The organism is Acinetobacter sp. SA01, from assembly GCF_011319235.1.
Taxonomy (GTDB): domain Bacteria; phylum Pseudomonadota; class Gammaproteobacteria; order Pseudomonadales; family Moraxellaceae; genus Acinetobacter.
On record NZ_WXXM01000003.1, the window covers coordinates 49755 to 63433 of the forward strand.

11 protein-coding genes are annotated in these 13679 nt (G+C 44.6%); 10 read left to right on the forward strand and 1 reads right to left on the reverse strand.

Features of this window, described 5'->3' with window-relative positions; genetic code table 11:
- The first annotated feature begins 4 nt into the window (after positions 1-4).
- The 6 genes from ftsI (at position 5) to GTU69_RS04485 (ending at position 7979) form a co-directional block, all read left to right on the forward strand.
- The gene (ftsI, locus tag GTU69_RS04460) at positions 5-1831 is read left to right on the forward strand and encodes a penicillin-binding protein PBP3 (RefSeq protein WP_166168564.1); all 1827 of its coding nucleotides are present in this window, start codon (positions 5-7) and stop codon (positions 1829-1831) included.
- 10 nt (positions 1832-1841) lie between these two features.
- The gene (locus GTU69_RS04465) at positions 1842-3338 is read left to right on the forward strand and encodes a UDP-N-acetylmuramoyl-L-alanyl-D-glutamate--2,6-diaminopimelate ligase (RefSeq protein ID WP_166168567.1); all 1497 of its coding nucleotides are present in this window, start codon (positions 1842-1844) and stop codon (positions 3336-3338) included.
- Positions 3339-3347: 9 nt separating this feature from the next.
- Positions 3348-4757: a UDP-N-acetylmuramoyl-tripeptide--D-alanyl-D-alanine ligase gene (murF, locus tag GTU69_RS04470; protein WP_166168570.1), complete on the forward strand. Its 1410-nt coding sequence runs from the start codon at positions 3348-3350 to the stop codon at positions 4755-4757.
- Positions 4758-5876 (forward strand): phospho-N-acetylmuramoyl-pentapeptide-transferase, encoded by a 1119-nt coding sequence (mraY, locus tag GTU69_RS04475; protein WP_166168573.1) that lies wholly within the window; start codon positions 4758-4760, stop codon positions 5874-5876.
- Positions 5877-5957: 81 nt separating this feature from the next.
- Entirely contained in the window at positions 5958-6761 is an 804-nt protein-coding gene (locus GTU69_RS04480; RefSeq protein WP_166168576.1) for a putative RNA methyltransferase, read from the forward strand.
- A gap of 156 nt (positions 6762-6917) precedes the next feature.
- Positions 6918-7979 carry an RNA-guided endonuclease TnpB family protein gene (locus tag GTU69_RS04485; RefSeq protein ID WP_166168579.1) on the forward strand — a complete coding sequence of 354 codons (1062 nt, stop codon included), beginning with the start codon at positions 6918-6920 and terminating at the stop codon, positions 7977-7979.
- A 13-nt stretch (positions 7980-7992) separates the two neighbouring features.
- Here GTU69_RS04485 and ponA read toward each other — a convergent pair whose 3' ends face one another.
- The gene (ponA, locus tag GTU69_RS04490; protein ID WP_166168582.1) at positions 7993-10521 is read right to left on the reverse strand and encodes a penicillin-binding protein PBP1a; all 2529 of its coding nucleotides are present in this window, start codon (positions 10519-10521) and stop codon (positions 7993-7995) included.
- 165 nt (positions 10522-10686) lie between these two features.
- Between ponA and GTU69_RS04495 the strand changes: the two genes are divergently transcribed.
- From GTU69_RS04495 to GTU69_RS04510, 4 genes are read left to right on the forward strand one after another with little or no spacing between them, the layout of a single operon-like run.
- Positions 10687-11748 carry a pilus assembly protein PilM gene (locus tag GTU69_RS04495; RefSeq protein ID WP_086197208.1) on the forward strand — a complete coding sequence of 354 codons (1062 nt, stop codon included), beginning with the start codon at positions 10687-10689 and terminating at the stop codon, positions 11746-11748.
- On the forward strand, positions 11748-12401 hold the full coding sequence (locus GTU69_RS04500) for a PilN domain-containing protein (RefSeq protein WP_166168585.1): 654 nt from the start codon (positions 11748-11750) through the stop codon (positions 12399-12401). The genes GTU69_RS04495 and GTU69_RS04500 overlap by 1 nt, the downstream gene beginning before the upstream one ends.
- Complete coding sequence (locus GTU69_RS04505; protein WP_166168588.1) at positions 12398-13132, forward strand: type 4a pilus biogenesis protein PilO; 735 nt, start codon at positions 12398-12400, stop codon at positions 13130-13132. The genes GTU69_RS04500 and GTU69_RS04505 overlap by 4 nt, the downstream gene beginning before the upstream one ends.
- Before the next feature lie 2 nt (positions 13133-13134).
- Positions 13135-13662, forward strand: coding sequence for a pilus assembly protein PilP (locus GTU69_RS04510; RefSeq protein WP_166168591.1), 528 nt, complete (start codon positions 13135-13137; stop codon positions 13660-13662).
- Positions 13663-13679: the final 17 nt, after the last annotated feature.

Here is a 13679-nt window from a genome sequence, read left to right on the forward strand (position 1 = left end):
AATTATGGTGGACAAGAGAACAACACAGGCAACACGCAAAAAGCAGCAGCCGATTAGTGAGAAAAATGCCCTCAGTGTAGACATGTGGCGTTTTTATTTGATGTGGAGCGTGGTTTTACTCTGCTTTCTGGCCTTGGTGAGTCGTGCATTTTATGTGCAGGTGATCAATAAGGACTTTTTGCAAAACAAGGCTAATGCCAATATTTTAAGAACTGAAAAAATCAAGGCGATGCGTGGCGTCATCTATGACCGTCATGGTGTACCTCTGGCTATCAGTACGCCAGTGATGAAGGTGGTGATTGATCCGCGTGACTATTTTGAAACCAAAAAACAGTTTGACGAGATTACTGCTGAACTGGCCAAAGATCCCCATAATCGCAAACTGAAACGCCAGTTACCCGATAAAAACCTCAATCTGGATGAGCTTGCTGATGCAGTGGGCATCGACCGTGCCGAGCTGAAAAAGAAAATGAACGACAAACCTCGTTCACGTTATCTGGTGCTGCAAAAAGAAATTCCACCCCAGCAGGCGGAACTGATTGCCAAGCGTGAGTTCCAGGGGGTTTATACCGAGAAAAACTATAAACGTTACTATCCGCAGCCGCAGCCCAATGCCCAGATTATTGGTTTAACCAATAGTGAAGGCGTGGGGATTGAAGGCCTAGAGATGCAGCTGAATAAGACTTTATCTGGTCATGATGGCGAACAGCAGATTGTGCGTGATAAAAAAGGCAACCGTTTTAAAGATCCTGAAATTATCAAGGAAGTCGAAGCTGGAGAGAATATCACCTTAAGTATCGATTCACGGCTGCAATATATTATGTATCGTGAGTTAACTGCTGCCGGTGTGGCCAATAATGCCCGCTCTGCAACCGCGATTGCGGTAGATGTCAAAACCGGTGAAATTCTGGCCATGACCAGCTGGCCCTCTTATAACCCGAATGACAAAAAGAGTCTGGCCAATAAAGATGCCATGCGTAACCGTGGTGCCGTGGACTCATTCGAGCCGGGTTCTACCATGAAACCGCTGACGGTGGCGATGGCGCTGGAAAGTGGCAAATATACCGCGAACTCTGTCGTCAATACTTCGCCGGGCAGTATGCGTATTGGTAACCATACCATCCGTGATACGCATAACTATGGCGCACTGACCCTAGGCGGCATTATCCAGAAATCATCCAACGTTGGGGTGGCAAAAATTGCCTTGTCACTGCCTTATGCAACCTTACCAACTTTCTATAAACGAGTAGGTTTGGGACAGCGTTCTGCGGTGAAATTCCCGGGTGAAAGTGCGGGTCTGATTTTGCCGCCAAGCAAATGGAATGTCTCTGAAGTAGGTACCATGGCCTATGGCTATGGCCTGAATGCGACCGTGCTGCAAATTGCCGATGCTTATGCCATGATTGCCAATAAAGGGGTCAAAGTCCCTTTAAGCTTATATAAATTAGAACAACCACCGAAAGGCGAACAGATTATTGATGCAAAAATTGCCGATCAGGTGCTGTTGATGATGGAAACTGTGACCTTGCCGGGTGGTACAGCACAACAGGCGAATATTCCAGGTTATCGTGTGGCGGGTAAGACCGGTACTGCGCATAAATTACGTGCAGACCGTAAAGGTTATTCAGATAGTGAGTACCGTGCGCTGTTTGCCGGTATGGCGCCGGTCAGTGATCCGCGTTTGGCGATGGTCATTGTGGTGGAAAACCCGAAAGGACAATATTACGGCGGTCTGGTGGCAGCACCGGTATTTGCACGTGTGATGCAAGAATCCTTACGTTTGATGAATGTGCCTTTAGATAAACCTTTAGATACTCCCAAAATCCAGTAACAGGTGATGAATGTCGATTACATTTCAAGATATCTACCATACTGAGAAAACCGCTGGATGGATGAGCAAGCCATTCACTGGCTTTAGTTTAGATAGTCGTAAAGTTGACGCAGGGCAAATTTTTATTGCCCTGACTAGTTTTTCTCAGCCTGAAAAAACCTTGCAGTTTGCCCAATCGGCTTTGGCAAGGGGGGCTCTGGCTGTGGTCAGCGAAACAGATTTAGGTCTGGAAAATAGTATAGTGGTAGCGAATGTCCGTCATTTGATGGGACAGTGGCAAAAACAGTATTTACAAGCGACCCAAGCTGTAAATGCCGCGCGCATTATTGCAGTGACAGGAACCAACGGTAAAACCACCATCTCGCGTTTAATTGCTGAACTGCTGATGTTGCAAGGCAAGAAATGTGCCGTGATGGGAACCACCGGTAACGGTATTTTACCGAATCTGGAAGCCTCTACGCATACTACGCTGGATGCTTTGCAGCTGCAAAATGCCTTACATGAATATGCGCAGGCCGGTGCTGAATTTGCAGCGATTGAAGCCAGCTCGCATGGTCTGGAACAGGGGCGTTTAAATGGCTGCGATATCGAAATTGCGGCATATAGTAACTTGAGTCGCGATCATCTGGATTATCACGGAACGCTTGAAGCTTATGCTGAAGCCAAGTCGCGATTATTCAAATTTTTGACTTTGAAAGTAGCCATTATCAACATTGATGATGAGCATGCACAGGTCATGATTGACGCTGCCCAATCAAATACTGCTCAACCGAAAATCCTTACTTACTCGACCACTCAGACAGCTGATTATCGGGTTGAAAATATTCAATATAGTTTAAACGGTGCATGCTTTAAACTGATCACTGCGGATGGTGAATTTGAAGTAAATAGCCCATTGCTGGGTCATTTTAACGTAGAAAATCTTGTAGCGAGTCTGATTGCTGCACAGCAGGCTGGCTTTAAGCTGACCGATTTGATTGCAGTTGCAGCACAACTGAAAGGTGCGCCGGGTCGTATGCAGGTGATCCGTGATGGCGAGCGTCTGTTTGTAGTGGATTATGCCCATACGCCAGATGCCCTGATTCAGGTGCTGACCACCTTAAAACGCCATGTAGCGAAAAATTTATGGGCAGTCTTTGGCTGTGGTGGCGACCGTGACCGTGGCAAGCGCCCGCTAATGACTCAAGCTGCCCTGGACCATGCCAATGTTGCGCTGATCACTTCAGATAATCCGCGCACCGAAGACCCGGAACAGATTTTTGCCGACATGAAAGCAGGTATTGATTTTTCAAAGCATCAAGTACATGAAATTCATGACCGCCGTGAAGCGATCAAATTTGCAGTGAAACAGGCTCAGGCAGGTGATATCGTGATTATTGCCGGTAAGGGGCATGAAAACTATCAGGAAATTGATGGCGTACGTCATTGGTTCGATGATGTGGTTGAAGTGCAGGCGGCCATTGATGCACAGCATCACTCACCAGATTCAGCTTATCCTGCGCAATAGGAAACCATCATGCATACATCAACTACCAGTACAGTACCTTTAGAACCGTGGACAGCCGTACAGCTTGCTGAAGCTACCCAGGGTTACTGGTTGAATGAGAAAGTGCCTCAAGGCGCAATCAAACGGATTTTGACCGATTCACGCTTTGCGGAAAAAGGCGATGCTTTTCTTGCCCTGCAAGGTGAACGTTTTGATGCGCATGATTTTGTTGCCCAAGTGGCGGCTAAGGGCTGTGAAATCGCAATTGTTAGCCATCCGGTGGATGCTGATATCTGTCAGCTTGTGGTTGCCGATACCCGTGTGGCATTGGGATATCTAGGGGCTTATCGCCGTGCGCAAAATTCACAATTGAAAGTGATTGCCCTAACTGGCAGTAGTGGTAAAACCACCACCAAGGAAATGCTCGGCAGTATCTTGTCACGTCTGGCACCGACCTTAATTACCCGCGGCAATCTGAATAACGATTTGGGTGTGCCGATGATGCTGCTTGAGTTACGTGCTGAACACCAGTATGCCGTGATGGAATTGGGTGCCAGCCATCAAGGTGAAATTGATTACACCTCAAATTTGGTGCAACCGTATGTCGCCGGGATTATCAATATTGGTACTGCACATTTAGGTGAGTTTGGCGGACGCGATGGTATCTGTCGGGCAAAATCGGAAATTTATCGTCATATTGATAAAGCAGGCACCTCAATTGTTCCTGCGGCAGATGATTTTGCCGATATGATTCGCCAAGCAGTGCAAACTGAGAAGGTATTGAGTTTTGGTCAAGGTGGTGATGTATATGCAACAGACATCGAGTTGCAAGCACAATCTTCCCGCTTTACGTTAAATACCCCGCAAGGTGTGCGCCAGATCAATCTGCCATTTGCCGGTGAACACAACGTACAGAATGCTACTGCCGCCGCTGCTTTTGCCTTGGCGATTGGTGTTACGCTGGATGATATTGTGACCGGTTTGGAGCAGGCGAAAAGCGCGAAAGGTCGTTTGAACTTTATTCATACCGCAAAGCATTTGTTTATTGATGATACGTACAATGCCAATCCGACGTCCATGCGTGCTGCAACCGAAGTGCTGGCGCAGCAGGAAGGCGTCAAAGTAATGGTGATTGGTGATATTGGTGAATTAGGCGCAAGTGCAGCACAGCAACACTATATGCTGGGGCGTGACCTGGTTTCGGTACCGGGAGTTCACTTCGTGGTTGCCGTGGGTGAATTTGCTCCGGCTACCCAAGAAGGGGCACGCAGTACCCAGTATGGCAAAAAACTGCAGGCCTTCTTGACCCAGGCACAAGCCCTTCCTTTCTTACTTAGTTTAATTGAAACGCATCAACCTCAATCCATGAGTTTCCTGTTTAAAGGTTCTCGTTATACCCACATGGAAACATTGATGGCTGATTTGATGGAGAAACTCTAAATGCTGTTATGGCTATTTGAACATTTGGCGGGCTTTGACAGCACGTTTCAGGTGGTTCGTTATTTAACTTTACGTGCTTTGCTCAGTGTTTTAACCGCATTGACCATTGGACTGGTTTTGGGTCCGGTGATGATCCGTAAGCTCCAGGCTTTAAAATACGGGCAGGCGGTAAGTTCTTTTGCTCCTGAAAATCATGCCAAAAAAATGGGAACCCCAACCATGGGCGGGATTCTGGTCCTGCTGTCGATTGGTATTTCAACCCTGTTATGGGCAGATTTATCTAATCCTTATGTCTGGATTGTACTTGGCGTGATGGTGATTTTTGGTGCTGTCGGCTGGGCAGATGACTGGATCAAGGTACGTTATAAAGACAATGCCGGTCTGCCTGCACGAAAAAAATTCTTCTGGACTTCAGTGGCTTCTTTAGGTGCCGGTATTGCCCTGTATGTGATTGCGACCCAGCAGGCCAATCCTGTACATACCAGCAATATGCTGGATCTGTTGATTCCTTTCTTTAAAAATCTGACCATTCCATTATCCGCTATTCCTTTAGGGATTGGTTTCATTATCTTTACCTATCTGGTGATTAACGGTGCATCTAATGCGGTGAACCTGACTGATGGTCTGGATGGTCTGGCGATTATGCCGATTGTTCTGGTTGCTGCCGGTTTGGGGGTATTTGCCTATCTGGCCGGAGATGTCCGCTTTGCCAATTATCTGCATATCCCTTATGTAAAATATTCTTCTGAACTGGTGGTGATTTGTGCAGCTATGATTGGTGCCGGTTTGGCTTTCCTATGGTATAACGCACATCCTGCGCAAGTATTTATGGGCGATGTTGGCGCACTCTCATTAGGCGCAATGCTGGGTACGATTGCTGTGATGGTTCGTCAGGAAATCGTGTTTGCGATTATGGGCGGGGTCTTTGTAGTAGAAGCCATTTCGGTGTTCCTGCAAATTGGCTCGCTACGGATGCGTAACAAGCGTGTATTCCTGATGGCGCCGTTGCATCACCATTATGAGAAAAAAGGCTGGCGTGAAACCCAGGTGGTGATTCGTTTCTGGATTATTACGATTATGCTGGTAGTCTTGGGCTTAATGACCTTAAAATTGCGTTAAGCAAATATTCGAAAAAAGCTGGCATTTGCTCCCACATCTGCCGGCTTTTTTATCGCCTGATTTCAGGCATTGGAGAAAAATATGAATCTGCTGATGTGTCCTGTCTGTCATGAAGCATTAAAACTGGCCGGAAAAACATGGCACTGTGTGAATAATCACAGTTATGACGTGGCTAAACAGGGCTATGTGAACCTGCATGTAGTGCAGCATAAGCACAGTAAGAATCCGGGTGATACACCTGAGTCGGTACAGGCACGTCGTGCATTTTTAAGTGCCGGTTTCTATGCGCCTTTACAGCAGGCAGTGGTTGAAAAAATTCGTGAATTACGCATTGAAAATCTGCTGGATATTGGTTGTGGTGAAGGTTATTACACCAGTGCTATGCAGGCGGAAGTACTGCAATGTGTCGGTGTGGATATTGCTAAAAATGCTGTTCAGGTTGCAGCCAAGCTCAATAAAAATGTGACCTGGGTGGTGGGAACCGGAGCCACCTTGCCGGTACTGGATGCTTCAATTGATTTGTGCACCAGCTTGTTTAGTCCGATTCCGAAACAGGAAATATTAAGGGTACTGAAACCGCATGCCTGTCTAATGGTGGTGACCCCGGCGAAAGAGCATTTATATGCCATGCGTGAGGCACTTTTTGAAGAAGTGAATCCACATGAACCGCATAAATTTGTCACTCAGCTGCAAGATGCTTTTGAGCTGGTGGAGGAAAGTGTGGTCGATGCCCCCCTTACCTTGTCACAAGCGGATTTAAAGCATCTGATTGCGATGACGCCTTATGCCTATAAAGCCAAGCCAGAGCGACGTCAGGTGTTAGAGCAGAAAGATCAGTTTGAGTTAAAGGCCCAATTTCAGATTTATTTATTTAAAAAGAAATAAGCTCCATAAAAAAACTCCCTCAAATGAGGGCGTTTTTTTATCCATTGGAGCGTAAAATCTCGGGGGTAGTCCGAGGATATAAGCGACACGACATGAAATGTCGTTCAAGTTTGTTTGATGGTTTTTTTAAGACCATCAAAATATTAATATAAGCACATGAAGACACTTAAATTGCGTATCAAGGATAAACATTCTGAGGTGCTAGACCAATTGGCATCCGAAGTGAATTTTGTCTGGAATTATGTGAATGATTTAAGTTTCAAGCACCTTAAAAGAAAAGGTGAATTTCTAACTGCTTACGATATTGCCAAGTACACTAAAGGCACATCAAAAGAATGTGGGCTTCATAGCCAAACTATTCAGGCTATTACTGAAGAATTGGTCACACGAAGGAAACAGTTTAAAAAAACAAAACTGAAATGGCGTGTCAGCAACAAGAAATCAGCAAGAAGATCGCTTGGATGGATACCCTTCAAGAATGTTGCTATCAAGTATGCTGATGGCTATGTACAATACGGCAAGCATCAGTTCAAGGTGTGGGATAGTTACGGTTTAAGCCAATACAGCGTTAAGACAGGTTCATTCATTGAGGATAGTCGTGGGCGTTGGTATGTATGTCTAGTGGTGAATTCACCTAAGCAAGTCAAGTCGACAGCAACCAAAGCAATTGGCATTGATCTTGGCTTAAAGGCTATTGCAACGTGTTCCGATGGTACGATAATTTCAAATCCCAAATTCTATCGTCAATATGAGCATAAGTTAGGAATTGCTCAACGAGCAAAGAATAAAAAACGTGTACGTGCGTTACACGCCAAGATTGCAAATAGTCGTAAAGATTATTTGCACAAAGCAAGCACTATGCTTGTAAGGGAAAATGCACTGATTGTTGTAGGTAATCTAAGTGCGAATAAGCTTGTAAAAACTAAGATGGCAAAGTTTGTTTTAGATACAGGATTTTCAGCACTTAAAATAATGCTCAAGTATAAATGCGAGAACGCAGGGGTATTGTTTGAAGAAGTAAACGAAGCCTATACCACCCAAATTTGTTCGAGTTGTGGTGAAATATCTCACAGCAGCCCGAAAGGTAGAGCAGATTTGCGAATAAGAGAATGGGATTGTATGGTGTGCGGTACACACCACGATCGGGATTTAAATTCCGCCCTAAACATTCTTGCGCTTGGGCATAAGCGTCTAGCAGTAGGAATCCCCTTGCTTTAGCTAGGGGAAGATGTCAATGAAATACATCAATCAGATTATCCAGCGCATCCGGTTTGCTGTTTTGTTTTTGCATATCTGGAGGATTTGCATTATCCGGAACCAGGATTTCTTCTCCGGGCAAGTCGTCAAAGTCGCTTTCCGGTGCGCGCACTGGGGCAGCAGGTGCCGGACGGTACAATGGACGAGCCAAAGGTGGAGAGGAGCGATCTGTCTGGACGGGTTCACCTATAGTAATCGTCTGGTTACGATTGGCTGGTGCTTTGGCATTTTTGTCAAAATGTACCCAGGCTGCGGGTGTACCTTTTAAGGCATTGCCCATAAAGTTGGTCCAGATTGGCAAGGCAGCAACACCACCGTATTCCCGACGGCCTAGTGTAGTTGGTTGGTCAAAACCAACCCATGCTACAGTCACCAGTTTGCCATTAAACCCTGCAAACCAGGCATCTTTGGCATCATTGGTGGTTCCTGTTTTACCGCCAATATCATCACGGCCAATTCTGAGTGCGGCACGTCCGGTACCATGCTGAATCACATCACGCAGAATATTGGCCATGTCATATGCCGAGCTTGATTTCAAGATACGCTGTGCCTGACGGTACTGGCTCTTCGTTTCATCCAGCTCAAGTTGGGCCAGCTGTTTTTCTTCTGGCAGCGTCTGATTGGTGACATTAATCACTTCATCATCAGGGGTCACGGGTTCTGCAGATGCAGTTTCTTCATCATTTTGATTGATGCAGGAAATACACGCATATTCCGGATTGCTTTGATAAATCACTTTGCCATAGGCATCTTCAATACGGTCAATAAAATGTGGCTGAATGCGGTAACCGCCATTGGCGAAAGTGGCATAGCCTGTAGCCATTTGAATAGGAAGAACTTGTGGTGTACCTAAGGCAATCGTGTAATTTCGCGGGATCTGATTTTCATGCAAACCAAAATCCATCAGTAATTGTCGGGTACGCTCGATGCCCACCGTTTGCAGCAGGCGAACCGATACCGTATTTCGCGATAAATACAAGGCACGACGTAATGGAATTATGCCAAGATAACGACCATCGGAATTTTTTGGTGACCATTTGCCAATGGTGATCGGACTGTCATTGACCATGCTATAGGGGGTCATACCACGTTCAAGTGCCAATGCATAAACAAAGGGTTTAATTGTCGAACCGGGTTGACGCCAGCCTTGTAAAGCACGGTTGAATTTGGACTGATAAAAATTGTATCCACCAACAATTGCTTCAATTGCACCATTGTTCGGGTTTAATGCAATCAGCTGGCCTTGTGCTTTAGGAATCTGTACCAGTGCCCAAGAGGTTTTATTGTCATTCGGACGTAAGCGGATAATATCGTTTATTTTTACGATTTGTGCAGCTGTACGCGGAGCAGGACCAATGCTATTGGCATTTCGATAGGGAGCAGCCCAAGACATGCCTGACCAGGGCACAGTCACTGTAGAGCCATCTTGCATCAAAGCTTCAAAAGAGTTTTTCTCGACTTTAACCACCTTGGCAGGATAGGTATTTGCATAAGGGATGAAATCGTTCAGTGGTTTGTCATGTGCCTCGGCACCTCTCCAGCCGTGTCGGCGGTCATAGGCTTCGAGACCTTCCTGTACAGACTGTTCTGCGAAGGCCTGACGCTGGCTATTGATCGTGGTATAAACTTTATAGCCAGAATCAATTGCTTGTTCACCAAACTTTTCCACCAATTCTGAACGGACCATTTCACCGACATAGGGATATTTGTTATTGATGCCGCGGTCTGGCATATCGAGGTTAACCGGTTCAGCAATGGCCTGTTTATACTGAGTCTGATTGATATAACCCAACTGCAGCATACGACCCAGAATCCAGTTGCGGCGTTCTAAGGCACGGCTAGGATTGACGACAGGATTGTATTTTGAGGGTGCTTTAGGTAGGCCAGCAATCATGGCCATTTGAGCAATACTGAGCTGATCCAGATTTTTGTTGTAGTAAATTTTTGCAGCAGCAGCAATCCCGTAGGCATTTTTACCCAAGAAGATTTTATTTACGTATAAGGTAAGAATTTCTTCTTTGGTCAGGTTTTGTTCAATTTTGCGTGCCAGAAAAATTTCAGTCAGTTTGCGTTTTAATGTACGTTCAGGGGTTAAATAATAGTTTTTTGCCACTTGCATGGTAATGGTGGAACCACCAGTTTGCACATTGGAGCCGGTGATGGTTTCACTCACCGCACGACCTAAACCTTTAAAACTGATGCCGCTATGTTCAAAGAACGATGAATCTTCTGCAGCAAGAAAAGCAGAGATAAAAGGTTTGGGAATCTGTTTGTATTCCACCGGGACAGATAACTTTCCGCCATACTCGGCAATCAGCTCATTATCTGCACTATATACTTGTAAAGGTTTTAATAATGGCGCCTTTTTTAAGGTGGTCATTTTAGGCAGGGATGGGGCAATATAGAGATACATACCATAAAATCCCATTGGAATTGAGACCAAAACTATAATTATGATCAAAAAAAATGGATGAACATGGCCCGAACAAGATAGCTTTTTCATAACAAGTAAGTTTTAATAAGAGCTAATGGCAAACTAATTGGCGGTCAGTATAGCCTTTACACATACAGATTGTTAGATGAGTTATTGTATCTGTATAAAATTATAGACCATCACTGATTAGTAAGTTACTTTTATTGGGGATAAAAAAATAATAGGAATTATATTGTGCTCAGGTTATATCGTAAGCCGAATAAGGGATTAATAGGAGTAGATATTAGTTCTACTTCTGTTAAATTGTTAGAACTTTCTGTTAAGAGCGGTAACAGGTATTGGGTAGAAAGCTATGCGCTGATTCCTTTGCCTGAAGGTAGTGTTGTTGAAAAAAATATTTTAAATCCAGAAGCAGTGGGTGATGCGCTAGAGCGAGCACTCAATCTTGCCAATACTCAATGTACAGCTGCAGCGCTCGCAGTCCCAACTTCACTGGTCATTACCAAAACCATTGAAATGGATGCGGATATGACGGATGACGAACGTGAAGTCCAGATTCGCATGGATGCCGAGCAATATATTCCCTTTCCTCTGGACGAAGCCAGTCTGGATTTTGAAGTATTGCCGGATCGTTTAGCCAATCCGAATCGGGTGAATGTGCTTTTAGTTGCAACGCGTCTTGAAAATGTAGAAGCACGTGCTGAAGTGCTGGAACTGGCTAACCTGACACCAAAAATTGCCGATGTTGAAAGTTTTGCGCTAGAAAATGCTTATAAAGTATTTTCCGATACTTTACCAATAGGTGTGAATACGGTGGGTATTTTGGATATTGGTCATACCATGACGACCTTATCTGTCATGCAAAATAATAAAGTGATTTATACTAGAGAACAGGTGTTTGGCGGTAAACAGCTGACTCAAGAAATTCAAAATCGTTATGGTCTGTCTTTTGAAGAAGCGGGCCGTGCCAAGAAAACCCGTTCATTGCCCGATGACTATGATGTTGAAGTCTTAGAGCCGTTCTTGGAAGCTGTAGTTCAGCAAGCAGCAAGATCACTGCAGTTCTTCTTCTCGTCTTCACAGTTCAATGAGATTGACCACATTTTATTGGCGGGGGGGAATGCGAATATTCCAGGACTCGCGAAATTACTACAACAAAAACTGGGTTATCGCGTCACGATTGCCAACCCATTTTTGCAAATGGGGTTTTCTCCACAAATCGATATTAAAAAAATAGAGAATGATGCTTCCTCGCTCATGGTGGCATGTGGTCTGGCATTGAGGAGTTTTGATTAATGGCAAGAATTAACTTGCTCCCTTGGCGTGATGAGCTGAGAGAGAAACGGAAAAAAGAATTTATAGCAATTTGTATTGGGGCGGCATTCGTTGGCGCTTTGGCGGTTACATCCTCATGGTTTTATTATGACCATAAACTTGAAGACCAGGAACAGGCCAATCAGCTGATTACCAGCACCAATCAAAATCTTGATGTGCAATTAAAATCTCTGGAAGGTTTGGAAGCGCAGCGTAATGCTATTATTGAGCGTATGAAACTGATTCAAGGCTTGCAAGGGCAACGTCCGATTGCGGTGCGTCTGATTGACGAACTGGTTCGTGTTACGCCAGCTAATTTGTACATTACCAAATTTGTGCGTACAGGCGATAAATTCACCATTGAAGGCAGAGCTGAAAGTCCAAATACCGTGGCAGAGTTTTTGCGTAATTTAGAAGCATCTGCCTGGTATCGCAACGCTTTCATGAATTCTTTTTTAGCAGTTGAAGAACAAAAAGATAAAGCGCCAAGTTCCGTGATTCCGCGTATTGAAGAGGGCTATGGTTCATTTGTGGTGACTGCCGACCTGGATGAAATCGCCCAGCCTGCTGCACCAGAAACACAACAACAAGCACCATCCAATACAGCTAATTCAACCGTGGAGGCAGCCAAATGAGTCTCGATGAATTTGATGAATTAAATCCAAATGAAGCTGTAGTACGTAAAAAGAAAATGACGCTGGATAAGTTTCTTCAGCAGTTCAATACCTTAGATCCAAATAATTATGGTGGTTGGCCCTTATCAGTCAAAATCACCTGCTGGATTGCAATTGTGCTGGCGATTGGGATTCTGGGTTATTTTTTAACAATTAAAGGTAAATTGGAAGATATTTCCAATGCTGCTGCTCAAGAGCAAAACCTGCTTAACGAGTTTCGTGAAAAAGATTCTAAACTTCGCAATTTGCAGTTGTTGCAAGCACAGTTACAGGAAATGGAAGCGAATTTTAATCAGCAATTGGAACAATTGCCTAAAGAAACTGAAATTCCAGGACTGGTCGAGGATATCAACGTCACTGGTGTAAATTCTGGTCTGAAATTCAAAAATATCCGTTTAGAAAATGAAATAAAACAAGAGTTCTTTATTGAACAGCCAATTGCGATTGAGGCAACCGGTGATTATCATGCTTTTGGTTCTTTTGTAAGCGGGATTGCTGCACTGCCACGTATTGTGACTTTGCATGATTTTGAGATTACCGCCTCGGAAAATAAAGAGAAAAAATCTGATATTCCTCAGGTGAATTATAACGTTAAAGCAAAAACATACCGTTATATCGGTGCTGCGGATGCTCAAGCGACAGAAACGCAAGCTGTGAATGCAAATTCAACTGCTACGGCTGGAGGGAAATAGTAATGAAAATGCAAAAAATCTCTCTAAGCTTGATGTTGGGTTTATTGTTGGTGGGCTGTGATTCACGTATTGATGCCGTGAATGAGGAAATGGCCAATATTCGCAACCAGCCGCCATTGCCGATTGAACCTGCACCGGTTTTTCCACCTGTACCGACATTTGATTATGCTGCACACCAGCTTAAAAGTCCTTTTTTACCGAGTTCACTGGCTGCTGAATTAAAAATTATGTCAGGAAAACGTGTCTATCCTAATTTATCACGTCAACTGCAACCTTTAGAAAGCTATGCAATTGAATCCTTGAATATGAAGGGAAGTATGCGTAGCCAGTCTGGACAGATCTTGGCATTGATTCAAACCCCGGATGGTGAAATTGAGCGGATACAGCGCGGCAGTTATATGGGCATGAATCATGGTCGTGTGGTCAATATCACGCCTACACAGATTGATCTCGTGGAAATTGTTCCAGATGGGCGAGAAGGATACGTGGAGCGTCCAAGAAGTCTAGTATTAATTGGACCGGCGCCTTAAGTTTAAAAGGAATAAAA